The 22,428-nt window shown below is 54.3% G+C and carries 20 protein-coding genes, 1 pseudogene and 1 CRISPR repeat array; of the genes and pseudogenes, 8 read left to right on the forward strand and 13 right to left on the reverse strand.

Annotation, left to right across the window (positions count from 1 at the left end; genetic code table 11):
* Positions 1 to 24 precede the first annotated feature (24 nt).
* Together ABIE29_RS00770 and ubiU are read right to left on the reverse strand one after the other, a co-directional pair.
* Positions 25 to 903, reverse strand: a complete 879-nt coding sequence (locus ABIE29_RS00770) for a U32 family peptidase (RefSeq protein ID WP_429616281.1) — start codon at positions 901 to 903, stop codon at positions 25 to 27.
* 11 nt (positions 904 to 914) lie between these two features.
* On the reverse strand, positions 915 to 1,910 hold the full coding sequence (gene ubiU, locus ABIE29_RS00775) for a ubiquinone anaerobic biosynthesis protein UbiU (protein WP_429616282.1): 996 nt from the start codon (positions 1,908 to 1,910) through the stop codon (positions 915 to 917).
* Positions 1,911 to 2,196: 286 nt separating this feature from the next.
* Between ubiU and ubiT the strand changes: the two genes are divergently transcribed.
* Both ubiT and ABIE29_RS00785 read left to right on the forward strand, forming a co-directional pair.
* The gene (gene ubiT / locus ABIE29_RS00780; RefSeq protein WP_065684275.1) at positions 2,197 to 2,718 is read left to right on the forward strand and encodes a ubiquinone anaerobic biosynthesis accessory factor UbiT; all 522 of its coding nucleotides are present in this window, start codon (positions 2,197 to 2,199) and stop codon (positions 2,716 to 2,718) included.
* Positions 2,712 to 3,215 carry a GNAT family N-acetyltransferase gene (locus ABIE29_RS00785; protein ID WP_429616284.1) on the forward strand — a complete coding sequence of 168 codons (504 nt, stop codon included), beginning with the start codon at positions 2,712 to 2,714 and terminating at the stop codon, positions 3,213 to 3,215. The genes ubiT and ABIE29_RS00785 overlap by 7 nt, the downstream gene beginning before the upstream one ends.
* Here the strand turns inward: ABIE29_RS00785 and ABIE29_RS00790 are convergent.
* Positions 3,202 to 3,498 (reverse strand): GIY-YIG nuclease family protein, encoded by a 297-nt coding sequence (locus tag ABIE29_RS00790; protein ID WP_429616285.1) that lies wholly within the window; start codon positions 3,496 to 3,498, stop codon positions 3,202 to 3,204. The genes ABIE29_RS00785 and ABIE29_RS00790 overlap by 14 nt on opposite strands.
* Before the next feature lie 234 nt (positions 3,499 to 3,732).
* Positions 3,733 to 5,441: a CRISPR direct-repeat array (repeat unit 28 nt; unit sequence GTTCACTGCCGTACAGGCAGCTTAGAAA).
* A gap of 8 nt (positions 5,442 to 5,449) precedes the next feature.
* A pseudogene (locus ABIE29_RS00795) lies at positions 5,450 to 6,457 on the reverse strand (LacI family DNA-binding transcriptional regulator); the annotation flags it as partial.
* 198 nt (positions 6,458 to 6,655) lie between these two features.
* Between ABIE29_RS00795 and ascF the strand changes: the two are divergent.
* Together ascF and ABIE29_RS00805 are read left to right on the forward strand one after the other, a co-directional pair.
* Positions 6,656 to 8,095, forward strand: a complete 1,440-nt coding sequence (gene ascF, locus ABIE29_RS00800) for a PTS cellobiose/arbutin/salicin transporter subunit IIBC (RefSeq protein ID WP_429616287.1) — start codon at positions 6,656 to 6,658, stop codon at positions 8,093 to 8,095.
* A gap of 36 nt (positions 8,096 to 8,131) precedes the next feature.
* The gene (locus ABIE29_RS00805) at positions 8,132 to 9,562 is read left to right on the forward strand and encodes a 6-phospho-beta-glucosidase (protein ID WP_429616288.1); all 1,431 of its coding nucleotides are present in this window, start codon (positions 8,132 to 8,134) and stop codon (positions 9,560 to 9,562) included.
* 86 nt (positions 9,563 to 9,648) lie between these two features.
* On the opposite strand, the gene potE is transcribed toward ABIE29_RS00805, so the two are convergent.
* The 3 genes from potE to speFL all read right to left on the reverse strand — a co-directional run bounded on the left by potE (position 9,649) and on the right by speFL (position 13,751).
* Positions 9,649 to 10,965 (reverse strand): putrescine-ornithine antiporter, encoded by a 1,317-nt coding sequence (gene potE, locus ABIE29_RS00810; RefSeq protein WP_021807501.1) that lies wholly within the window; start codon positions 10,963 to 10,965, stop codon positions 9,649 to 9,651.
* A gap of 232 nt (positions 10,966 to 11,197) precedes the next feature.
* Positions 11,198 to 13,360: an ornithine decarboxylase SpeF gene (speF, locus tag ABIE29_RS00815; protein WP_429616290.1), complete on the reverse strand. Its 2,163-nt coding sequence runs from the start codon at positions 13,358 to 13,360 to the stop codon at positions 11,198 to 11,200.
* 286 nt (positions 13,361 to 13,646) lie between these two features.
* Positions 13,647 to 13,751 (reverse strand): leader peptide SpeFL, encoded by a 105-nt coding sequence (gene speFL, locus ABIE29_RS00820; protein ID WP_112363015.1) that lies wholly within the window; start codon positions 13,749 to 13,751, stop codon positions 13,647 to 13,649.
* A gap of 429 nt (positions 13,752 to 14,180) precedes the next feature.
* Here speFL and ABIE29_RS00825 point away from each other — a divergent pair, with 429 nt between their 5' ends.
* The 3 genes from ABIE29_RS00825 to ABIE29_RS00835 are packed head-to-tail and all read left to right on the forward strand — an operon-like array spanning position 14,181 to position 16,661.
* Positions 14,181 to 14,612 (forward strand): YhbP family protein, encoded by a 432-nt coding sequence (locus ABIE29_RS00825; RefSeq protein WP_429616291.1) that lies wholly within the window; start codon positions 14,181 to 14,183, stop codon positions 14,610 to 14,612.
* A gap of 30 nt (positions 14,613 to 14,642) precedes the next feature.
* Entirely contained in the window at positions 14,643 to 15,698 is a 1,056-nt protein-coding gene (locus ABIE29_RS00830; RefSeq protein WP_429616292.1) for a DUF1176 domain-containing protein, read from the forward strand.
* Positions 15,699 to 15,704: 6 nt separating this feature from the next.
* Positions 15,705 to 16,661: a LysR family transcriptional regulator gene (locus tag ABIE29_RS00835; protein WP_429616293.1), complete on the forward strand. Its 957-nt coding sequence runs from the start codon at positions 15,705 to 15,707 to the stop codon at positions 16,659 to 16,661.
* Here ABIE29_RS00835 and ABIE29_RS00840 read toward each other — a convergent pair.
* On the reverse strand, positions 16,591 to 16,833 hold the full coding sequence (locus tag ABIE29_RS00840) for a non-oxidative hydroxyarylic acid decarboxylases subunit D (protein ID WP_429616294.1): 243 nt from the start codon (positions 16,831 to 16,833) through the stop codon (positions 16,591 to 16,593). The two genes, ABIE29_RS00835 and ABIE29_RS00840, sit on opposite strands and share 71 nt — an antisense overlap.
* A gap of 12 nt (positions 16,834 to 16,845) precedes the next feature.
* Positions 16,846 to 18,279 carry a non-oxidative hydroxyarylic acid decarboxylases subunit C gene (locus tag ABIE29_RS00845; RefSeq protein ID WP_429616295.1) on the reverse strand — a complete coding sequence of 478 codons (1,434 nt, stop codon included), beginning with the start codon at positions 18,277 to 18,279 and terminating at the stop codon, positions 16,846 to 16,848.
* 141 nt (positions 18,280 to 18,420) lie between these two features.
* On the opposite strand from ABIE29_RS00845, the gene ABIE29_RS00850 reads away from it, so the two are divergent.
* Positions 18,421 to 19,056: an NAD(P)H-binding protein gene (locus tag ABIE29_RS00850; protein ID WP_429616296.1), complete on the forward strand. Its 636-nt coding sequence runs from the start codon at positions 18,421 to 18,423 to the stop codon at positions 19,054 to 19,056.
* On the opposite strand, the gene phnP is transcribed toward ABIE29_RS00850, so the two are convergent.
* The 4 genes from phnP to phnL form a co-directional block, all read right to left on the reverse strand.
* Positions 19,051 to 19,800, reverse strand: coding sequence for a phosphonate metabolism protein PhnP (phnP, locus tag ABIE29_RS00855; RefSeq protein WP_429616297.1), 750 nt, complete (start codon positions 19,798 to 19,800; stop codon positions 19,051 to 19,053). The two genes, ABIE29_RS00850 and phnP, sit on opposite strands and share 6 nt — an antisense overlap.
* Before the next feature lie 225 nt (positions 19,801 to 20,025).
* Positions 20,026 to 20,586, reverse strand: a complete 561-nt coding sequence (gene phnN, locus ABIE29_RS00860) for a ribose 1,5-bisphosphokinase (protein WP_429616298.1) — start codon at positions 20,584 to 20,586, stop codon at positions 20,026 to 20,028.
* Positions 20,586 to 21,722 (reverse strand): alpha-D-ribose 1-methylphosphonate 5-triphosphate diphosphatase, encoded by a 1,137-nt coding sequence (gene phnM, locus ABIE29_RS00865; protein WP_429616299.1) that lies wholly within the window; start codon positions 21,720 to 21,722, stop codon positions 20,586 to 20,588. The genes phnN and phnM overlap by 1 nt, the downstream gene beginning before the upstream one ends.
* Complete coding sequence (phnL, locus tag ABIE29_RS00870) at positions 21,719 to 22,423, reverse strand: phosphonate C-P lyase system protein PhnL (protein ID WP_429616300.1); 705 nt, start codon at positions 22,421 to 22,423, stop codon at positions 21,719 to 21,721. Before phnL ends, phnM begins: the two co-directional genes overlap by 4 nt.
* Positions 22,424 to 22,428 lie beyond the last annotated feature (5 nt).

Consider the following 22,428-nt stretch of genomic DNA (forward strand, 5'->3'; position numbering starts at 1 on the left):
GCCAGAATGCTGGCCCCATAGTGATTACTGCACCAGTTCCAACCCGGCTACGCGCCGCCAGTAGCCGTTGCATTCGGCATGGTCGGTTAACGTCAGTGGCTGCTTTCCTTGCTCATTAGCCCGGAAGCTGTCGAGCACCGCCAGTGTTTCGATACCCTGTGGCGACAGACGTACAATATCCACCAATCCCTGCATGCTGGTCAGTTCGTTGCCCAGGTTGTAGCAGTAGCCGCTCATAGTCTGGATACCGTTGAGCACAAACACCTGTTGGTTCTCTTGAGAGTTGACGATGCGCCCCTGCGGATATTTAATGCAGCAGGTTTCGCATTCGTCCTTGCCCCGGTTTTCTGAGCGTGCAGTAAAGCAGCGCGCAGAATAGGCCAGTGGCAAATGGCCGTAGCTCAACACTTCCACTTCAAACCCCTGACGGAATCCCAGCTCATCACATTGTTGCAGTAAATTGACCAGCCAGTCGCGTGAAAGCTCCACCGGCATGCACCAGCGCATCATGCCCTGCTTGTGCAACAGGCGCAAAGTGTAGGCGTTGTAGCAATTGAGAGCATGGCCGGCGACAAACGGCAAACCGCGATCGGCAGCCATATTTACCGTACCAAGGTCGTTGGCTTCGATCAGGAATTCGCCGTTTTCCACATAACGCTTCAGCTCATTGAGCTCTGAAGGTGCCTGTAGCAAAGCCAGGGTAGAGATCACCACCTGCTTGCCAGACTTGGCGATCTCCTGCGCCAGCGCCAGCCAGTCTGCCACTTTCATTTCACGCCGTTTGGTACACACACTCTCGCCAAGATAGATGATATCGGCGCTACTGCTCATCGCCTGCTGATAAAAGGCGTCTATTTCGCTGTTTGGCCAGTAGTAGAGCACCGGGCCTAATGCATATTTCATGGGTTCTCCTGCTACTGCCATTTGCGGTGGTACGCGCCAAGCGTGGTCTGGGTGCCTTCGGACATTGCGCCGAGCGTTTCCATCCAGGCTGCATCGGCTTGATAGCCCGCCGGGTTGGCCATACAGCGATCTATGGCCTGGCGCCAGACGCGTGCAACCTGGCTGACATAGGCAGGGCTGCGTTGGCGGCCTTCAATCTTCACCGAGGCAATATTGGCGGCCAACAGCTCCGGCAGCAGCTCCAGTGTATTCAGGCTGGTGGGTTCTTCCAGCGGGTGATAAAGCACGTTCTCCACCAGATAGCGGCCTTTGCACAGCGTGGGGTAACCGGCATTTTCGCCATCCTGATAGCGATCGATCAGCACGTCATTAAGGCGCGATTCCATCCCCTGCGGCGTTTGTTGCCAGCGAACAAAGCGGGCAGGTGAGCAGGCGCCTACGGTGTTGGGCGATTCCCCGGTCAGATAAGAGGAGAGGTAACACCGCCCTTCGGCCATGATGCACAGGCTGCCAAAGGCGAACACTTCCAACGGTACTGGGCTGGTGCGTGATAATTGCTTCACCTGGTGCATCGACAGTACGCGCGGTAATACCACGCGGGCAACATCAAAGTGGCGCTGATAAAAACGGATGGCTTCTTCATTGGTCGCGGAGGCTTGCACCGATACATGGCGCTCCACCTGCGGATAACGTTCCGCCGCGTACTCCAGCATCGCCAAATCTGCCAGGATCAGCGCGTCGGCACCCAACTGGGCGGCCATATCCACGGCGCGCTGCCAGCGGGTATAACCATCAGGGTGGGCAAAGGTGTTGATGGCGATATGCAACTTGCGGCCATGCCGATGTACATAGTCGGCCGCTTCCTGCAGCTTCTTCTCGGTAAAGTTCAGCCCGGCAAAGTGGCGCGCATTGGTATCGTCTTTCAGACCGATGTAAACGGCGTCTGCGCCATTATCTACCGCGGCTTTCAAGGCTGGCAGGTTGCCAGCAGGGCAAAGCAGCTCCATAGATCTATCCTGATTCAGCCGTATACCTGGCCGGTATACGCTGTGATAAAGGTTGCCGGGCCATTGATTCGCCTGACAATGATGTAAATGGGGAGACAATTTTAGTGAACCCGAGGTTAACAAGCTTTGATTTGAGGCAGCTTCTGGCGTATTGATATTCAAGCGGTAACTTGAAATCTGTAGGGCAAGATGAGCGTTAATTGCACCATTTGTTGATATAGACCGGTTACGCGTAGCCGCAATGTGGCAAAATAACCTCAGACTGAGTAGAAAGGAGTGAATAACAGTGTTGGAAAAACTACGAGCACGCATTGTGCGTCAAGGGCCGTCGCTGTTGCGCGTACCGTTAAAATTCACGCCGTTTGTTCTGCAGCGTCAGGTTTTGCAACAGGTGCTGAGCTGGCAGTTCCGTCAGGCGCTGGCTGAGGGAGATTTAGAATTTCTCGAATCGCGCTGGCTGAAGATTGAAGTGCGCGATCTGGCACTGCAATGGTTTATGACGGTAGAAAACGATAGGCTGGTGGTGAGCCAACAGGCTGAGGCGGACGTCAGCTTCAGCGGCGAAGCCAACGATCTGATCTTGATTGCGGCACGTAAGCAAGATCCCGACACGCTGTTTTTCCAGCGTCGGCTGCAGATTGAAGGAGATACCGAATTGGGCCTGTATGTAAAAAATCTGATGGACGCTATCGATCTGGATGCGATGCCTACGCCGTTACGCGTTGGGCTGCTGCGGTTAGCGGACTTTGTGGAAGCAGGTTTGCAGGAGGACACGGCGCAAACTTCCCGTGTGCCGCAGCCATGCTGATCCGCGTTGAAATTCCGGTGGATGCCGCAGGTATTGATGCGCTGCTGCGTAACGCCTTTGGCCGTGATGACGAAGCCGAACTGGTGCAACAACTGCGTGAAGACGGGTTGCTGACGCTGGGCATCGTTGCCACAGATGAAGAGGGTGGCGTGGTCGGTTATGCCGCTTTCAGCCCGGTTGACGTTGCGGGCGAGGATCGTCAGTGGGTGGGCCTCGCGCCGTTGGCAGTAGAGGAAAGCCTGCGCCGCCAAGGGTTGGCCGAAAAGCTGGTTTACGAAGGGCTGGATGCGCTGAATGAGTTCGGCTATGCCGCCGTGGTGGTGCTGGGCGAACCGGCTTACTACGGGCGTTTCGGCTTTAAAACGGCTGCCAAGTTCGATCTGCATTGCCGCTGGCCAGGAACCGAAGCCGCATTCCAGGTTTATCCGTTGGCGGAAGATGCACTGAGCGGTGTGAATGGGCTGGTGGAGTATTCGGCGCCCTTTAGTCGCTTTTAACTACCGGCAGTAGGCATTCCAATGAGAGGGGCGGATTAACTATCAGCTCCTCTTTTTGTTTTTTGCTCAACTGCTTCACCCGATACTCCAGCCGCAACGCCATCGAGCGATCCCCCACCTGACAGTGAAAAACCAGTTCCAGCTCCCCTTTGCCACGTAGGGCTTTGGCCCCTTTACCGGCCTGATGCTGCGCCGCTCGCCGGGCGACGTCTGTCGTGATACCGGTGTATAGCATCCCGCTTGGCATTCGCAGCATATAGAGATGCCAGGTTGTTTCATGCATAACGGCCTGCGTAAATTTTCATATGATCATTCTGGCGAGGGGAAGTGCTATTTTTCAGCGTTACGCGCTAGAGTTCAACTGATAAATCACCTTGCCCGCCGCTGACCCTATTTTTGGGGCTTTATCTAACTTGTTGATTTTAAATCAATGATAAGAGCGGGCAAGAAAAAGGGTTTTTCTTCTTTTTATCAGTTTACACTTTGCAGATCAGGTGATTAGCGTTAGTCTTTAACAGTTCACTGCCGTACAGGCAGCTTAGAAACGTAAACAACGTTGTCGGCACCAGCGTAGATCGTTCACTGCCGTACAGGCAGCTTAGAAAAGGTAGTCCCCTGCGGTCATCCCGGCCTCGTTGTTCACTGCCGTACAGGCAGCTTAGAAATCATATGGTTGAAGAAAAGATGAGGGCTGCATGTTCACTGCCGTACAGGCAGCTTAGAAATAAATTAGAGGTAATACTACAAAAATAAATATGTTCACTGCCGTACAGGCAGCTTAGAAATAAAGCCTTAATAGTCTCATCGTCTGATAATTGTTCACTGCCGTACAGGCAGCTTAGAAATGACGGAAGAACTTGCCAAGCTGAAGCGGGAGGTTCACTGCCGTACAGGCAGCTTAGAAAGATAGCACCCAGATGATGAGCGCCTCCCATACGTTCACTGCCGTACAGGCAGCTTAGAAATGGATGCTGCCGTGTGGGCTCTGACTGAGTTAAGTTCACTGCCGTACAGGCAGCTTAGAAATGCTTAGCCAGCCTTGCAAGGTCATCGTCAACGTTCACTGCCGTACAGGCAGCTTAGAAATTGTTGACGACTTTTGGCCCCCGCATAGTTTCGTTCACTGCCGTACAGGCAGCTTAGAAAAGTCAGGTGAGGGTTGCCGCGGCTGCTGGTGTGTTCACTGCCGTACAGGCAGCTTAGAAAGGTAATCATGGAAGCAATGCGCCACCAGTATCGTTCACTGCCGTACAGGCAGCTTAGAAAACGCGGAAAGCACTTCCTTACCTTGCGGTTGTGTTCACTGCCGTACAGGCAGCTTAGAAATGCTGCTCAGTAAGAGCTGTAATCGCCTGCTTGTTCACTGCCGTACAGGCAGCTTAGAAATCAAGATGGAAAAGACGGTAAAGATGGTGTTGGTTCACTGCCGTACAGGCAGCTTAGAAAAGAGAGGACTCACAGACAACGCCACAGTAGATGTTCACTGCCGTACAGGCAGCTTAGAAACGGATACAGATGTGCAGGCACCTGATCCACAAGTTCACTGCCGTACAGGCAGCTTAGAAATCAACCTGTGTCAGGTAGAAATGCATGTCTCGTTCACTGCCGTACAGGCAGCTTAGAAAATTATTAAAAAAGCGCAAACGAATGTCAACTAGTTCACTGCCGTACAGGCAGCTTAGAAAAGAGTCAACTGATACGCTCAACTGGATTTCAGGTTCACTGCCGTACAGGCAGCTTAGAAATTTCCGCGCGCCGGTCAGCAGCGCAAAAGATAGTTCACTGCCGTACAGGCAGCTTAGAAAATCTGACGCTAGACACAGCTAAAGAATTAGCCGTTCACTGCCGTACAGGCAGCTTAGAAAGATCTCCAAAATACTTAGTGCCAAGGAATCCAGTTCACTGCCGTACAGGCAGCTTAGAAAATAAAACTGGCGACGATTTCCGCGCGCTCTTTGTTCACTGCCGTACAGGCAGCTTAGAAAGAGCGAAATCAATCACGCGGCGGAGAAGTTGTTGTTCACTGCCGTACAGGCAGCTTAGAAAATATTGGTGAGCCTGGCCACTTCGTTGGCCACGTTCACTGCCGTACAGGCAGCTTAGAAACTCGATTGTTGAAGCATGAACATGAAAAGCAAGTTCACTGCCGTACAGGCAGCTTAGAAATACCTAGCACTGAAGGACAAAGCGACTATGCCGTTCACTGCCGTACAGGCTGCTTAGCATCAACGCCCAAAAGGCCCAACAGCAACAGAATCCCTAACCAACAACTCCGAAGTAAAAACGTTGTCCTGCGACAGATAGCCGCCGTCGAGCATGGCGATCAACCGGTCGATCACTTCGCTCATCATATCGCTCACCGGGTCTTTTACGCTCGATAATGCCGGGGATAAATACGCAGCGGTAGGGATATTATCGAAGCCGATAACGGAGACTTTACCAGGTACGGCAATGCCCGCTTCGTTCAATTTCTTGATGGCACCAACGGCCATATCGTCGTTGCTGGCAAGCACCGCACTAAAAGTAATGCTTTCGCTAAGCAAGGATCCCATCGCTGCCGCACCGCTGGCCGGTGTCCACTTCCCTTTGATAATCAGCCTATCATTCAGCGAAATATCATATTGATTTAACGCTTCTTTATAGCCGGATAGCCGCTCAATAGCCGTTGGCGAATCCAGGGAGCCGGTAATAAAGACGATATTCCGGTGACCTTGCTCAATCAGATATTTTGTCGCGTTAAAGCTGGCCCCTTTGTGGTCGCAGCAGATGCAGTGGCTTTGGTGTTTTCTCAGCCTGCGGTTCACCACCATGATGGGTTGCTTGTGCTGCTCGATGATGTCGTCCATCGCTTCGATGGTTAAGAAACGCGGGTAGATGATGATGGCGTCACAGCGTAAATCGAGCAGGAATTGGATCGCCTCCTGCTCTTCTGCGGCGCTGTGTTTACCATCCACCAGGATCAGTTGACGACCGTTGTCCTCCAGCTTTTGCGCCGCTTGGGAAAGTATCTCGCTGAAATAATTGCCGTTATAGAGGGTATTGGTCACCACCAGGCCAATACACTGGGATTTATTGGTAGCCAGATTTCTCGCCAGCAAATTAGGGCGATAGCCTGCCTCTTCGATGGCTTTAAATACCTGATCTTTGGTTGCTTCGCTGACATACCCTTTGCCGGAGAGAACGCGTGAAACAGTGGCTTTTGAGACGCCTGCCTTTTTTGCCACTTCCTGCATGGTAGACATAGGTTTTTCCCGGCTTTTAACAATTATCCCCATTCTACACATTCCACTGCGTTAGAGCAGGCCATTCGCAGCACCGCAAACCCACCCATGTCGATCTCGGTCACAGAATAGACAATAAATAAATATATCGATTGATCTACAATCTCAATATCAACACTCTTATGTGAAACCGGTTACCTATCTATGAGAGTGGTCCTCATGTCTAAGAATTATGCGGCGGTATCAAGTTCGATAGTGGATGCAGTTGGGGGAGCGAGTAACGTCGCGGCGGTGACTCATTGCATGACGCGTTTACGCTTTGTGCTCAACGACGACACCCTTGTCGATGCCGCCAGACTGAAGGCGATCGGCGGTGTGCTGGGCGTGGTAAGAAGCGAAAATCAATGTCAGGTGATCATTGGCAACACCGTTTCACAGGCGTATGCCGAGGTGTTGAAACTGTTGCCCGAAGGGGCGGTAGCCCAGCAACCGGCACCTGAAAAAAACAAGATCACCCTGAAACGTATCGGGGCGGGGATCCTGGACGCGCTGATTGGCACCATGTCACCACTGATCCCGGCCATTATCGGCGGCTCGATGGTGAAGCTGCTGGCGATGATCCTGGATATGACCGGCGTGTTCGGCAAAGGCTCCTCGACGCTGATTATCCTTAACGTCATTGGCGACGGGGCGTTCTTCTTCCTGCCGGTGATGGTTGCCGCTTCCGCAGCGGTAAAATTCAAAACCAATATGTCGCTGGCGATTGCGATTGCCGGGGTATTGGTTCATCCCGCATTTATCGATCTGATGGCGAAAGCCGCGCAGGGCCAACAGGTTGAATTTATGGGCATACCGGTCACGGCAGTGAAATACACCTACACGGTGATCCCGGCGTTGTTCATGACCTGGTTGCTCTCCTACATTGAAAGATGGGTCGATCGCATCACGCCAGCCGTGACGAAAAACTTCCTCAAACCGATGCTGATCGTGCTGCTCTCTGCCCCGATTGCTATCTTGCTGATTGGTCCGTTGGGCATCTGGATCGGTAGCGGTATTTCCGCGCTGGTGTACACCATTCACAGCTATCTGGGCTGGTTATCCGTGGCGATTATGGGCGGGCTTTGGCCGCTGCTGGTCATGACCGGGATGCACCGCGTATTTACGCCAACCATCATTCAAACCATTGCGGAAACCGGCAAAGAAGGCATGGTGATGCCCTCTGAAATTGGTGCCAACCTCTCGCTGGGCGGTTCATCGCTGGCGGTAGCTTGGCGTACCAAAAACCCGGAACTGCGTCAGACGGCGCTGGCTGCGGCGGCATCGGCGATTGTTGCCGGGATTTCAGAACCCGCGCTGTATGGTGTAGCAATACGCTTGAAGCGTCCGCTTATCGCCGCGCTAATTAGTGGTTTTGTCTGCGGCGGCGTTGCCGGAATAGCCGGGTTGGCGAGCCACTCGATGGCTTCACCGGGTCTGTTTACCAGCGTGCAGTTCTTTGATCCGGCCAACCCGATGACCATCGTCTGGGTGTTTGGCGTAATGATCCTGGCGGTGGTGCTTTCCTTTATCCTGACGCTGTTACTGGGATTTGAAGATATCCCGGTCACGGAAGAGGCGGAAAGTGAAAAAGCCAAATCGGCGCCCGCGTTATCCGTATAACCTGTTGTAAAAAACATATTTGAAAAGAGGTATCTTATGCCAGCATCTGTTTTCCCCGCAGACTTTTTATGGGGTGGTGCACTAGCGGCTAACCAGGCCGAAGGCGCTTATCTTGAGGGCGGTAAAGGGCTGACCACGGTTGATATGATCCCTCATGGCAAAGATCGGCTGGCGGTAAAACTGGGCCAGCAAAAGCGCTTTGAGCTGCGGGAGGATGAGTTCTATCCCAGCCATGTTGGCATCGATTTTTATCACCGCTATAAAGATGACATTGCCCTGATGGCAGAGATGGGCTTCAGCGTATTCCGTACTTCGATCGCCTGGAGCCGCATTTTCCCTAACGGGGATGAAACGGTGCCGAATGCGGAAGGGATTGCTTTCTACCGCGACGTTTTCAATGAGTGCAAAAAGCACGGCATTGAGCCGCTGGTCACGCTGTGCCACTTTGATGTGCCGATGCATCTGGTGCGGGAATACGGCTCGTGGCGCAACAGGAAAATGGTGGAGTTCTTCACCCACTACGCCCGTACCTGTTTTGAAGCCTTTGACGGGCTGGTTAAATACTGGCTGACGTTTAATGAAATCAATATCCTGCTGCACAGCCCGTTCTCCGGCGCGGGGCTGGTGTTCGAGCCAGGCGATAATCAGGAACAGGTGAAATATCAGGCGGCGCATCACGAACTGTTGGCCAGCGCGTTAGCGACCAAAATTGCCCATGAGGTTAACCCGCACAATCAGGTTGGTTGCATGCTGGCTGGGGGCAATTTCTACCCGTGGTCCTGTAAACCTGAAGACGTCTGGGCTGCGCTGGAGAAAGACCGTGAAAACCTGTTCTTCATCGACGTTCAGGCTCGCGGCGCTTACCCGTCGTACACCAAGCGCCTGTTTAAGGAAAAGGGTATCACTATAGCAATGGAGCCAGGCGACAGTGAGATCCTCAAAAACAGCGTTGATTTTGTCTCCTTCAGCTATTACGCCTCCCGCTGCGCCTCGGCTGATATGAACGAGCACAACAGCAGCGCGGCCAATATCGTCAAATCGCTGAAAAACCCGCATATCCAGGCCAGTGAGTGGGGCTGGGGTATCGATCCGCTGGGCCTGCGCATCACTATGAATATGATGTATGACCGTTACCAGAAGCCGCTGTTCCTGGTGGAGAACGGCCTGGGAGCGAAGGACGAAATCAACCCGCAGGGCGAGATCGACGACGAATACCGCATCAGCTACTTGCGTGAGCATATCAAAGCCATGGCGGACGCTATCGAGGATGGTATTCCGGTAATGGGCTACACCTCCTGGGGCTGCATCGATCTGGTTTCTGCCTCTACCGGGGAAATGAGTAAGCGCTATGGCTTTGTCCATGTGGACCGCGATGACCAGGGCAATGGCACCTTGGCCAGAACCAGAAAGAAATCGTTTTACTGGTATCAGAAGGTGATTGCCAGCAATGGGGCGGATTTGAGTTAGCAAAATGGGCACTGAAGTGCCCATTTAGCCAACTGATAAACCTCAGCTTTATGGGCGCTGCATGCAGCGCCCTCTGTTATCAACTCTCACACCTTCTTCTCAGTCATCTCAAAGCGAGGTGAAACCAGCCCGTACAAAGTCCAACCGAAGAATGTAGCAATAGCGCCCCACATCATTGCCTCTTCACCGGAGCTGTAAAGCGCATAGAAGCTATACAGCGCACCAATCACGGCAATCACGTTGGCAATACGCGCCTTGTTCTCCGGTACTTTGGCCACTTTCTGGATAATAATCAGCGCGGCCATCGACAGAATGTACGGAATAATATTGGTCACCACGGCCAGATTAACCAGCACGTTAAACTGCTTATTCAGCGACGGGCTGATGGTCATCAGCGACATCACGCTCTGAATAATCACGATGGTCAGCATGCCTTTCACTGGTGCATCTGATTTACTGACCTTGGAGAAGATTTTCGGGAAGAAGCCGCTGTCGGCAGAGGATTTGAATACCTGGGCGATAGTGAACTGCCAGCCCAGCAGCGAACCCACGCAGGACATGATCATCAACGCCATGATGATTTTACCGACCGTTGGGTTGAACATATGTGAGAACGCCAGGCCAAATGGCGCGGTGGAGTTAGCCAGCTCCATATTTGGCACGATACCGGCGATCACGTTGGTGGAAACAATGTAGATCACTGCTGCACCCAGTGTGCCACCGAGTACGGCGATAGGGACGTTACGTTCCGGGTTTTCGACCACATCGGTATTGGCACAGGCAGATTCAAGACCGAGGAAGGCCCACAGGGTCATCGAGATAGAAGACCCGATGGCTTCAAAGGTTGGCACCGCATGTGGGTTCCAGGCTGCGAGATAAGCGGTGCCGCTGAACCAATACCAACCGATAATCGAGATGCCGACCACCGGAATAATTACCCCCCAGACGGTGATCCCGCTGATCTGCCCGGTGATGCGTGCGCCACCGAAGTTGGCAACCGTAGCCAGCCACAGCACTGCGATAGTGGCAATACAGATGCCCAATGGTGTCAGGGCAACGCCGAACAGTTCGGTACCATAACCCACGGCGGAAATGGCGATGGCGATATTGGCGATCAGCAGCGAAACGCCGTAGGTGTAGTTGGCCATAAAGTTGCCGGATTTCCCGAAAGCATACTCGGCATAGCCGCCCATCCCGCCGGATTTACGGCTGAACATGCCACATTTGGCAAACGCATAGGCCAAGGCCATCGAGCCTACGGCGGTCACCAGCCAGGAAACGATGGAGATTGTCCCCACTTCGGCCAGCTTGGTTGGCAGCATAATTATGCCGGATCCCATCATATTGACCGCTGTCAGGATCGTTAATTGCACAACCCCCATCTTATTATTGGATTTGCTCATGATTATTCTCGCTCTTATATTCCTCAAATTATACCCGTCGTCTTTCAAGCTGCAGCGTTGTTACCTGCGCTATCTCACCCCAGTCACTTACAAAAACGTAAGCTCCTGGGGATGAAATAGCTTGTCGCCTAGCTGCAACTTGAAATCCATAGGGTATGGATTCTTTTTGAAATTCGAGGAATATCTAAATATGTCTGGCGGCCAGGAAATAGGCCGCCTCCGGTAAAGTTAATTACGCTTTCATGACATAACCGTAAGCCCGGTTCCAGCCATCTTCATCCTGCTGGATATAAACGCCTTGTAATTCAGGGGCAAAGCCAGGTAATAAATTAATCCCTTCTTCCAACGCCAGGAAATAGCGTTGAGCAGAGCCTCCCCAGATTTCGCCCGGGACTACGCACAGCACGCCCGGTGGGTAAGGTAATGCTCCTTCAGCGGCAATGCGGCCTTCGGCTTTAGCGAGAGAAACCAGTTCCACCTTGCCACGTACGAATTCGGTATTGGCGGTTTGTGGATCCATGGCGACGCGTGGGAAATGGCTCTTACGGAACATTTCCTTCTGCAATTCTTTCACATTGTAGCTGACGTACAGATCGTGCATCTCTTGGCACAGCTGACGCAGGGTGTAGTTCTGGTAACGTTTTTCGTTGTTCTTATACACGGTTGGCAGGACTTCACTCAGCAAGGAGTCTTGTTCAACGTGTTTTTCGAAGCGGGCGATCAGCGCCACCAGATGCTGCATTTTGGCGATATCTTCCGCCGGGGTCAGCAGGAACAGGATGGAATTCAGGTCACATTTCTCCGGCACAATACCGTTTTCGCGCAGGTAGTTAGCCAGAATGGTCGCCGGGATACCAAAGCTGCTGTACTCGCCGCTGGCGGTATCGATGCCCGGCGTGGTCAGCAGCAGTTTGCAGGGATCCACAAAGTATTGTGATTCCTCATAGCCTTCGAAGGCATGCCATTTTTCGCCAGGGATAAAGTTGAAGAAGCGCAGATCGTTGGCCATGGCTTCGGTGCTGTAAGACTGCCAGGGTTTACCGTCGATTTGCTCCGGTACGAAAGGTTTGATCATGGTGCAGGTGTCCAACAGCATTTTGCGTGACTCAATGCCGATGCGTACACACTCTTTCCACAGGCGCTGGCCGCTCTTGCCTTCGTGCATTTTGGCGTTCACATCCAGCGCAGCAAACAGCGGGTAGAACGGGCTGGTGGACGCGTGCAGCATAAAGGCGTTGTTGAAACGCTTATGGTTGCAGTAACGATCTTGTCCTTTGATATGCCTGTCTTTTTTATGGATCTGTGAGGTCTGTGAGAAACCAGCCTGCTGTTTATGTACCGACTGGGTAACGATGATCCCCGGATCGTTTTCGTTCAGTTCCAACAGCAGCGGCGAGCAGTCTTTCATCATTGGGATGAACTGCTCATAGCCGACCCATGCAGAGTCAAACAGGATGTAATCACACAGGTGGCCAATCTTGTCGACGACCTGGCGGGCGTTATAGATTGTGCCGTCGTAGGTGCCCAGTTGGATAATCGCGAGGCGGAATGGGCGAGCGTCGTTAGCGCGTTCCGGTGCAGTTTCACGGATTTGCTGGCGCAGATAGTCTTCTGCGAAGCAGTGAGCATCGATGCCGCCGATAAAGCCGAACGGGTTACGTGCCGTTTCCAGATATACCGGCGTTGCCCCGGCCTGGATCAGCGCGCCATGGTGGTTGGACTTATGGTTGTTACGGTCGAACAGCACCAGATCGCCACGGCTCAGCAGGGCGTTGGTCACCACTTTATTGGAAGCCGAGGTGCCGTTCAGCACGAAATAGGTTTTATCGGCGTTGAACACCTTGGCGGCGTGTTTTTGGGCGTCACAAGGCGCGCCTTCGTGGATCAGCAGATCGCCCAGCTTAACGTCGGCGTTGCACATATCGGAGCGGAACAGTGTTTCACCATAAAAATCAAAGAACTGACGGCCTACGGGATGCTTGCGGAAGAACTCGCCGCCCTGATGGCCTGGGCAGGCGAAGGTGGCGTTACCCATCTCTACATATTGGGTCAGGGTATTAAAGAACGGCGGCAGCAGCTCGCTTTCATATTTTACCGCTGCGGCTTCCAACTGCTTGCCGTAGAACTGAGTGTTCTTGCCACAGAGTTCAAATACGCCGTTCAGCGCCGGTAATACGGCGTTATCCAGTTCTTCTTCACAGCAGACGGCGACAAAGATCGGAATGTGTAAACCGGTTTCTTCCAACTGTGTCACCAGGCCAAGCTGTACGTCTTCCACGGAAAGCACGATAGCGGCTACGTCATTAAAGTCGCTGTGGTGTACGTCGCTAATTTCACGTGTGGTTTCAAAGCAAGAGAGAGTTTTTTGGTTCGCTGCAATTTTTAGTTTGTTCATTTTTATCATTCTTCAGGCGAAAATATCCCGCCGGCAAATAAGGTCCTTGCCAGAAAATATTTCCGTTAAAATAAAGGTATGCGTGAACGTAATCATGTTCATCGAACATAATTAGGTTACGAGTTTATTTTGACGAAATGTTTTTGGTTCTTAAACGAGGTTGCAATAATGCCGGATCTACTCTGTTTTGAAGCAAAACAAAGCGCTACCGTCGCCGTCAGGCGCAGGGAATGATCGTTGGCATGGGTCTGGCTGCAAGACGCAATAAGAACGCAGAGGAGGGAGTTTATCTGAAGTTAAAAAAGGCAAAGCTAAAGCAGCTGCGGTGAGCCATCATCATAATATGTGTAGTTCGTCGGATGTGAGCCATCTTTCTGTTGTTGTTTTCCATTTTCCATCTACCTATGGGTTTCGGACTTGGCGCTATTTTATCCCCTAAATGCGGAAATAAAGTGATATAGATCACGTTAATTAAGTGATTTATACTTAACTATTCATTTCCTATGCACTGAAGTGAATAGCTATGAACTATACAGCGATTGACTATGTGAAGTAATTGCTACAAATGGAACCAGCGGACTGGATAAATTTGGCTTAGGCTAACCAAGCCCTTGCAAACCACCCTAAATATAAGCGGGTAATAGCAGAAATAGAGCTAAGATGTTTTTTATTTGTTATTATTGTTGTCGGGCTTTCCTTGCATAAAGATGCATGAATTGCTAATGAATATGCCAGTTTTATGTTGAGCATAATTTGTCGCTAATTGTGACTGCCTTCAAATCTGTGGGTAAGATAGTGGAGGTGAAAAGGAGAACTTACGTTGGATCAGAGCGAAGATCGGCTGCACATTATTCGTTTTCTCAGTAAGCAGCATGTGCTCACGCTTTGTGCCGGTGATGGCACGGCGATGTGGTGCGCCAACTGCTTTTACGTATTCGATGCCGAGCGCATGGCGCTATGGCTGATGACCGAGCCGCACACCCGCCACGGTGAACTGATGCAACGGCACAACCGGGTGGTTGGCACTATTGCCCCCCAGCCCAAGACCATTGCGCTGATCAAGGGGATACAATACGCGGGGGAAATCACGCTGTTGGCGGGGGACGAGGCGGAACTGGCCCGTGCGCGCTACTGCAAACGCTTCCCGGTGGCCAGGGTAATGAAAGCCCCGATCTGGCAGATAGCGTTGCAGGAAGTGAAGATGACAGATAACACCCTGGGCTTTGGCAAAAAGCTGCACTGGGCACGTTGATAAACCAGCTGAATACTAAGGATAGATGACATGAAAAACACCGAGATAGCCGCATTATCGCTACTGGCGGCATTGCTCTCCCCTGCGATGGCGCAAGACAGCGGCGTATCCTTTGGCCATAAGAACTGGGAACTGGCCTGTGACAACACCAATACCTGTCGCGCGGCGGGCTACGCTAATGAAGATGAGCCAGGCGATTCGAACGGTTCGGTGCTGCTCACGCGCATTGCTGGCCCTGGCACTGTCCCTACGGGGGAAGTGACATTGGCGGATTACGAAGGGGGTGACTCAGCCGCGGTGGCAAAGCTGACGTTGTGGATCAACGGCAAGGCGGCTGGTGCGCTCAAACCGGCAGAGGAAGGGTTCTGGCACCTGTCGGAAAGCCAGACTCTGGCGCTGATCGGCGCTGTCAAAGGCAGCGGCAAAGTCGAATTTAAGGGCGGCCCCGCCCCTTTCGTGCTGTCAGGAGACGGAGCTTCGGCTACTTTATTGAAGATGGATGATGTCCAGGGGCGTATCGGCACGCCAGGTGCCTTGACTAAAAAAGGTGATAAATCGGAAAGCAGCGTGCCAGCAGCCATTCCTGCCCCGGTGATCCAGGCGGTGAAGGTGGCCAAGGCGCAAGAACGCCTGCTTACGGCACCCGAGATCGCCGCGCTGACTCCCAAACTGCTGGCGACGCTGCAACCGGATGATTGCGATCGCATGCAGTCCCCACAGGATAACGACGGCGCAAGCGAGGATGGCATCACGCTGACCCCGCTCGGTAATGGCCATGCTCTGATAACCGCCGTGTGTTGGCGGGCGGCCTATAACGAAGGTTACGGTTATTGGGTGATCGACAGTGCCCTGAAGCAGACCCCGGTATTGGTGACCAATTCCGGTTCTGGCTATGATGAAGGGATAATCTCAATGGGGCAAAAGGGGCGTGGATTGGGCGATTGCTGGGCCACGGCCAGTTGGGTATGGGACGGCACGGCGTTCCGTCAAAGCAACGAGGCCACCACCGGCCTGTGCCGTTTAATCCATGCCGGCGGCACCTGGGATTTGCCGACCTTCGTAGCCGATGTCAAACCCGCAAGGTAAAGCCACATGCTCAAGTTAAAGCCCCTAAGCTATTTTAAAGCGGTGGTCGAACAAGGGTCGGTTTCCGCTGCGGCGGCGGTGCTGTATATCGCCCAGCCTCCGCTTAGCAAAGCCTTATCGCAGCTGGAGGAGGAGTGGGGCGTGCAGCTGTTTGAGCGCTCCAGCCGGGGAATGGCCCCCACAGAAGCCGGGCGCTATCTGTATCAGCGCGCCTGCGATCTGTTGCAAATGGCGGCAGAAGTGGAAGAGGAGATGCATGCGTTCGGGAGAGGGCAACGCGGCGTGGTACGGATAGGCACCGTATCGATGGGCATTCCGCGCGTCGCACAGATGATGCAGGCCCTGCGCCAGCAGCGGCCAGAGCTGAGTTTTTCCCTGTATCAGGGCGATACCCAGTATCTGGAAGAGCTGTTGGATAAGCAGCGTATCGATCTGGCGCTGGTGCATTTGCCTCTCACCAGCGGTGAAGCCCATATCGCCATGACGCCGCTGGCACATTCCAGCTTCCGGGCGCTGTGCCACCCCGGGTCCCCTTTGGCACAGCATGCCCAGTTGAGCCTGAAACAGCTGGAGGCTTACCCGTTGACGCTGTTGCGGCGCAAATCGGGGTTTGGGGTGTATGAACAGGTGCTACAGAGCTTTGCTAAGCAAGGGCTGCAACCGCAGGTGTTTGCCGATGCCAGCGATGTCCCGATGATGCGCTATCTGGCGCAGCAGAACATGGCGATCGCACTCTTGCCGATGTTGCCGCAGGATCAGATCTGGGAAGGGCTGATTGCCATTCCGGTGCCGGAATTGGATGGGGTGGCGGACGATTTGGTGATGCTATACCGCACACAGCAGGAAATCCGTTCCGCGCTGCGTGCGGTGGTTGATTACTTAAAGCAGACTGCTAGCGGCGTTTCAGTTCCGGAATTGCCGGCATCACGCCAAAATGCGCCATATCCTGCGGGGCGAATTTAAAGTTGGGATTGTACTTGGCCGGATCGGTGATGAAATCCGGTTCGGTGCTGCGCCAGGTGAAAAAGCAGGTCGGGCAGTGAAATACCGTCCAGGCACCTGCTACCGGGGAATGGCTAAGGACTTCTGGCCCGTCAGACTCACAGCGTGGGCATTGTTCTGGGTGCTGATGCATAAATCTCTCCTGTTAATGGCCCGTTTTCGCCGCTTCAATCAGCGTCTGTAATTTCTCAACCCAGTCGTTGGTAGTGATGGGATCGCGCAGTTCCTGTGAGAAATGGCCGTGCTCTTCCGGTGCCTTGGGCGTGGTGGCATCGATGATCACTTTGCTGGTCATGCCCGCAGGCTGAGAAGCCGGATCCAATGGTAGGATCGATAGCCCTGGCACCTTGAGCAGATCGTAATCCGGGTTGAACTTGGTAGAGATCGCCCACATCACCTGCGGCAGGTTAAAGGGATCGACCGTTTCATCCACCACGATCACCATCTTGGCGTAACCCAGCCCGTGCGGCGTGGTTAATACGCGCATTCCCACCCCTTTGGCAAAGCCGCCAAAACGGGTCTTGGTAGAGACAATCACGATCAGCCCGTGGGTATAGAGCGCATTGACAGCCACCACCTCTGGGAATGCCTGTTTGAGCTGAACATACAGCGGTGCGCAGGTGTTAATGCCCATCATGTAATCGATCTCGGTCCACGGCATCCCCAGATAGAGATGTTCAAAGATCGGCTGGCGGCGGTGAGAGACTTTGCTGATTTCCACCACCGGCATGCGGCGTCCGCCAGAATAGTGGCCGGTAAACTCACCGAACGGCCCTTCGGCTTCACGCACTCTGGAGAGGATCTTGCCTTCCAGCACGAACTCGGATCCCCACGGCAGATCCAAATCGCTGTACTCACTGTATACCACCGGATAAGGCTGGCCGTTGAGCGCGGCGGCCATGGCATATTCCGACTGATCGTAGAGGATCGGCATCGCGCCCACCGTGCTGATCATCGGATCGTTACCGATGGCGATGGCAATAGGCAGGTCGATCCCCAGTTCTTCTGCGCGTTGCAGATGAATGGCAATGTCGTGTGCAGGTACTGGCTGTAGGCCAAGGCGGTTGCGGCCTTTTACCTCGATACGGTAAATGCCCACGTTCTGGCTTTTCTCATTGTCTTCAACGGAGGGATCGCGGGATACCACGCTGGCTTTATCGATATAGAAACCGCCGTCACCGTGGTTGAGGCGAAACAGCGGTAAAATGTTGAACAGGTTGATGTCATTATCAATCACCACTTCCTGCCAGGGGGCACTCTCACGGTGTTCTACTTCACCGGGATAGTTTTGATAGCGGCGAACAAACTCAAAAAACTGGCTTTTCAACGGCGTATGTTTAGGCATATCCATGGCGATCGCCAGATTGGGCCAGGAGCCGTGGACGTTCATCGCGATGCGGGCATCATGGTAGCCATGAATGTTCTCAAACAGCAGTGCCGGAGAGTTTTCGCCAAGCTTGCTGGCAGCGCAGGCCGCCGCCGAGATATCCGGCTCGGGCTTGACCTGTTCCTTAATGTGCAGCAGTTGCTGTTGTTTCTCCAGCGCAGCCAGATAGCTGCGTAAATCGGGATAAGGCATGGCGATCTCCTAGAGTTAAAGATGAAATTTTTACCATTGTCTGGCGCAAGCCGCGTGGAGGAAATGACTTAAAAAATATCGGGGTATAGCTTTTGAGTATGGTTATACTTTGGGCAAATGGTGCAGCGGAAAGGGAAATAGATGGCACGGGTATTGATCACAGGCGCTAGCGGGCTGGTCGGGAGTGAATTGCTGCGCCTGCTGTTGGCAGATATGCAGGTGACGGAGATTGTTGCCCCAACGCGTAAGGCGCTAGCGGTACATGCCAAATTGGCTAATCCGGTCGGAGGCGATTTGCACGAGCTGTTAGCGCAGTTGGCTCAGCCGGTGGACGTGGTGTTCTGTTGTCTGGGTACCACACGCAGTCAAGCCGGGAGCGCAGAGGCATTCCGTCATGTCGACTATCAGTTGGTGGTTGAAACGGCTCTGACCGGGCAGCGCCTTGGCGCGCAGCATTGTCTGGTGGTGAGCGCTATTGGGGCTAATCCAGGCTCTGTATTCTTGTATAACCGCACCAAAGGGCAGATGGAGCAGGCGCTGCGTGAGCAGAACTGGCCACGCCTGACGTTGGTACGTCCTTCAATGTTGTTCGGTTCCCGTGCCGAGCCGCGTTTGCTGGAGCGACTCAGTCAACCGTTGTTTGGTCTACTGCCTGGTAAATGGAAGGGCGTTGCCGCCAAAGACGTGGCGCAAACCTTGCTGACGCAGGCTTTTAGCCCTGGCAGCGGGGTCAGGATTTTAGAATCCGACCAGTTGCACTGTTCGCATCGCTTATAACTCAATACTGAGATTATCGAACGCCAGCTCCATGCCGGGCGGCAGTTCGTTGGCCATCAACCATAAATCGAGGTGATGGCTGATGTGCGTCAGCAGCGTACGCCGTGGCTGCAAACGCTGCTGGATCTCCTGCGCACGGGGCAGATCGTTGTGATTACGTGGCGTCTGTGGCTGCGGCGGCAGGCTGCAATCCAACACCAGTAAATCGAGGGTGACCTGTTGCAGATAGCGTGTAGTTTCTGGCGGCAGGCCGACGGTGTCGGTCAGATAGGCCAGGGCTTTACCTGCCGCCTGGATCAGATAGCCGTGGGTGAGTTTGGAATGGATCAACGGCAACGGCGTGACGTGCAGCCCGCCCAACGCCACCGTTTCAAAGGGGTGTAACGGGGGTTGGAACGCCAGAATGCCGGGGTGCTTGAACAGGTCGTCGCAGCCCTGTTCATCTGCCGGGCCGTAGACCGGGATCGCATTTCCGCACCCCCAGCGCAAAGGAAATAGCCCCTGAACGTGATCCATGTGGTAATGTGTCAGCAAAAAACGTTGAATTTCCCCCGCCGCAAAACGCCTTTCCAACGAGCTCAATCCTGCATCCAGCAGCGTCGTTTCCCCCTGAAATGTGATCATTGCACTGCACGCCCGCCTCCGGAACGCCGGTTCACGCCGCGCCCGTTGACACACCAGGCAGTCACAACCAAAGGCTGGCACCTGTTGTGCCCCGCCGGTACCAAGAAAGGTCAGTTGCATGTTGGTTTCCTCTTGTTGACTGGATTGCCCCTCACCCCAACCCTCTCCCAAAGGGAGAGGGAGCTGGTACGGTGCCGTTCTGGTGCATTGAGCTCTCCATCATTCCCAACCGATATGGAGCTGAAGATAGGTTCGGAAGTTAGTTTGTGGCACATTCGGTCCCCTCTCCCTTTGGGAGAGGGCTAGGGTGAGGGGCGACACTGTACTCAAACTCTACTGCAAATCTCATAACAGCGTGTCCTGGGGTTGTTTTTCGGTTAAGGCCAGCAGTGCGTCGAGGGTATGGCCAAGATCGCCGTTGTTATCCAACAGGCGACAGCCGACTGGCAGGGTCTGCTGATAGTCGGCCGCCCGTGCCAGCCGTTGCTCGATCTGTATTGCGGTTTCCCGGCCGCGTTGTTCCAGCCTTTTACGCAACACCGGTGGGGATACCTGTAAGCAGACCGGCAGCAGTTGGGTACCGTAGCGTTGTAGCGCCTGTGGCAGATGAGCGCGGGATCCGTTGACCACCACGTCGATCCCTTGCAATAACCACAGATCGACCTCGATACCAAAGGCGTAACGGTGCTCATGCGCCTGCCAGTCCAGGGCAAACAACCCTTTGGCCCGGCGGCGCAGAAACTCTTGTTCGCTCAGGGCGATATGGTTCTCGCAGCCCGCATTGGCCGGGCGGGTGATGTAACGGTGCGCCACCAGCGGCCCGGCACCGGTAGTGGCCCGCAGCCGTTCGAGCAGGCTGTCCTTGCCTGCCCCAGACGGGCCCATCAGATAGATGAGATAGGCCATCAGAACACCTGCTTGCCCTGACGCCAGACGTTTTGCACATAGATATGCTCGCCGTGCGGCCTGGCCAATACCAGATCTGCGCGCAACCCTTCGGCGATCAGGCCACGATCCAGCAAGCCTAACGCCCGTGCCGGGTTGCGGGTGATCAGCTGTACCGCCTGCGGCAGGCTGAACGCGTTGCGAACGTCGTTTGCCAGACGAAACGCCGCATCCAACAGGCTGGCAGGGTAATAATCGGAAGAGAGGATATCCAGCACGCCAAGGGCCGCCAGATGATGTGCTGCGACGTTGCCGGAATGTGACCCCCCGCGTACGATATTCGGCGCGCCCATCAGCACCTGCAAACCTTGCTGATGCGAGGCCCGGGCTGCCGCTTCGGTGGTCGGAAATTCGGCAATCACGCTGCCCAGTGCACTGGATTCGCTGACGTGATCGGCGGTGGCATCGTCGTGGCTGGCCAGGGCGATATTACGCGCCCGGCAGTGGGCGGCGATCGCCTCGCGATTCGGCGTGGCCCAGCGTTCGGACAGAGCCATCTGTTCCACCTCAAACTCGCTCATCTGCTGGTCATTGAGGTGATATTTACCCTGGTAGTATTCACGGTATTTCTCCCGTGAGGCGAACTGGCGCTGGCCTGGTGAATGGTCCATCAGCGACACCAGGGACACGCCCGGTTTATCCATCAGCTGTTCGAACAGCGGCAGGGTGCTTTCATGGGGCAGCTCACAGCGCAGGTGCAGCCGGTGTTCGGCTCGGTTCACCCCGGCTCGTTGGCTGTAGATCACCGCATCGATCATTTTTTGCAGGTTTTCCAGCCGGTGCCCGCCGTCGCGCACGTCACCGATTGCCACCGCATCCAGCACCGTGGTGATGCCGTTGGCGACCATCAGTGCATCGTGGCTGCTCATGGCCGAATGTGCTGGCCAGTCCACATTGGGGCGCGGGGTGAAAAACTTGTCCAGATTGTCGGTATGCAGCTCAATCAGCCCCGGCAATAACCAGCCGTCTTCGCCATCCAGCGCCTGCGGTAACTGGCTAGGGGTATCGGCAAAGCTGCGGATCACGCCGTCGGTCATTTCCAGTGAACCTGCAACGATCTGGTGTTCCAGCACCAGCTTGACGTTATTGATAATCATGGCGTCTCCAGAACCTGTGGGGCCTGCATGGTATGTAAACGGTCGGCCACCTGCTGACGGGTGCCTGCGTCGTGGAAAATACCGACGATGGCTGCGCCACGCTGTTTGGCCTGTTCGATCAGGTTCACCACCGCCGCGCTGTTGCGGCTGTCGAGGGAGGCGGTCGGCTCGTCCAGCAGCAGGATGGGATAATCCTTGATAAAGCCACGGGCGATATTCACCCGCTGTTGCTCACCACCTGAGAAGGTCGAAGGGGCCAACGGCCACAGGCGCTGCGGCACGTTGAGCTGGCTGAGCAGGGCTTCGGCACGTTCACGGCATTCGCTACGTTCAACGCCGGACTCCAGCAACGGCTGCATCACCACTTCCAGCGCGCTGATGCGCGGTATCACGCGCAGAAACTGGCTGACCCAGCCGATGGTGTGGCGGCGCACCGCCAGGATTTGGCGAGCCTCGGCCTGTACCAGTTCCAGCCAGTCGTTTTGGTGATGGATCCAGATCTGGCCGTTGTCTGGCAGATAGTTGGCATACAGTGAACGCAGCAGGGTCGATTTACCGCTGCCGGAGTGGCCATGCAGCACCACGCATTCGCCGCTGCTGACGGTCAGGTTGGCATCCTGCAAAACCGGCAGGCGGGTGCCGTGCTGTTGGTGCAGGACAAAGGTTTTACTCAGGTGTTCAACCCGGATTTTAATTGTCATATTTC

Source organism: Serratia sp. 2723, assembly GCF_050434425.1.
GTDB lineage: Bacteria > Pseudomonadota > Gammaproteobacteria > Enterobacterales > Enterobacteriaceae > Chania.

Coding starts and splice junctions, on each gene's coding strand:
- ABIE29_RS00770 (WP_429616281.1), bottom strand. CDS start 903: ATGAAATATGCATTAGGCCCGGTGCTCTACTACTGGCCAAACAGCGAA.
- ubiU (WP_429616282.1), bottom strand. CDS start 1,910: ATGGAGCTGCTTTGCCCTGCTGGCAACCTGCCAGCCTTGAAAGCCGCG.
- ABIE29_RS00785 (WP_429616284.1), top strand. CDS start 2,712: ATGCTGATCCGCGTTGAAATTCCGGTGGATGCCGCAGGTATTGATGCG.
- ABIE29_RS00790 (WP_429616285.1), bottom strand. CDS start 3,498: ATGCATGAAACAACCTGGCATCTCTATATGCTGCGAATGCCAAGCGGG.
- ascF (WP_429616287.1), top strand. CDS start 6,656: ATGTCTAAGAATTATGCGGCGGTATCAAGTTCGATAGTGGATGCAGTT.
- ABIE29_RS00805 (WP_429616288.1), top strand. CDS start 8,132: ATGCCAGCATCTGTTTTCCCCGCAGACTTTTTATGGGGTGGTGCACTA.
- potE (WP_021807501.1), bottom strand. CDS start 10,965: ATGAGCAAATCCAATAATAAGATGGGGGTTGTGCAATTAACGATCCTG.
- speF (WP_429616290.1), bottom strand. CDS start 13,360: ATGAACAAACTAAAAATTGCAGCGAACCAAAAAACTCTCTCTTGCTTT.
- speFL (WP_112363015.1), bottom strand. CDS start 13,751: ATGGAAAACAACAACAGAAAGATGGCTCACATCCGACGAACTACACAT.
- ABIE29_RS00830 (WP_429616292.1), top strand. CDS start 14,643: ATGAAAAACACCGAGATAGCCGCATTATCGCTACTGGCGGCATTGCTC.
- ABIE29_RS00835 (WP_429616293.1), top strand. CDS start 15,705: ATGCTCAAGTTAAAGCCCCTAAGCTATTTTAAAGCGGTGGTCGAACAA.
- ABIE29_RS00840 (WP_429616294.1), bottom strand. CDS start 16,833: ATGCATCAGCACCCAGAACAATGCCCACGCTGTGAGTCTGACGGGCCA.
- ABIE29_RS00845 (WP_429616295.1), bottom strand. CDS start 18,279: ATGCCTTATCCCGATTTACGCAGCTATCTGGCTGCGCTGGAGAAACAA.
- ABIE29_RS00850 (WP_429616296.1), top strand. CDS start 18,421: ATGGCACGGGTATTGATCACAGGCGCTAGCGGGCTGGTCGGGAGTGAA.
- phnP (WP_429616297.1), bottom strand. CDS start 19,800: ATGCAACTGACCTTTCTTGGTACCGGCGGGGCACAACAGGTGCCAGCC.
- phnN (WP_429616298.1), bottom strand. CDS start 20,586: ATGGCCTATCTCATCTATCTGATGGGCCCGTCTGGGGCAGGCAAGGAC.
- phnM (WP_429616299.1), bottom strand. CDS start 21,722: ATGATTATCAATAACGTCAAGCTGGTGCTGGAACACCAGATCGTTGCA.
- phnL (WP_429616300.1), bottom strand. CDS start 22,423: ATGACAATTAAAATCCGGGTTGAACACCTGAGTAAAACCTTTGTCCTG.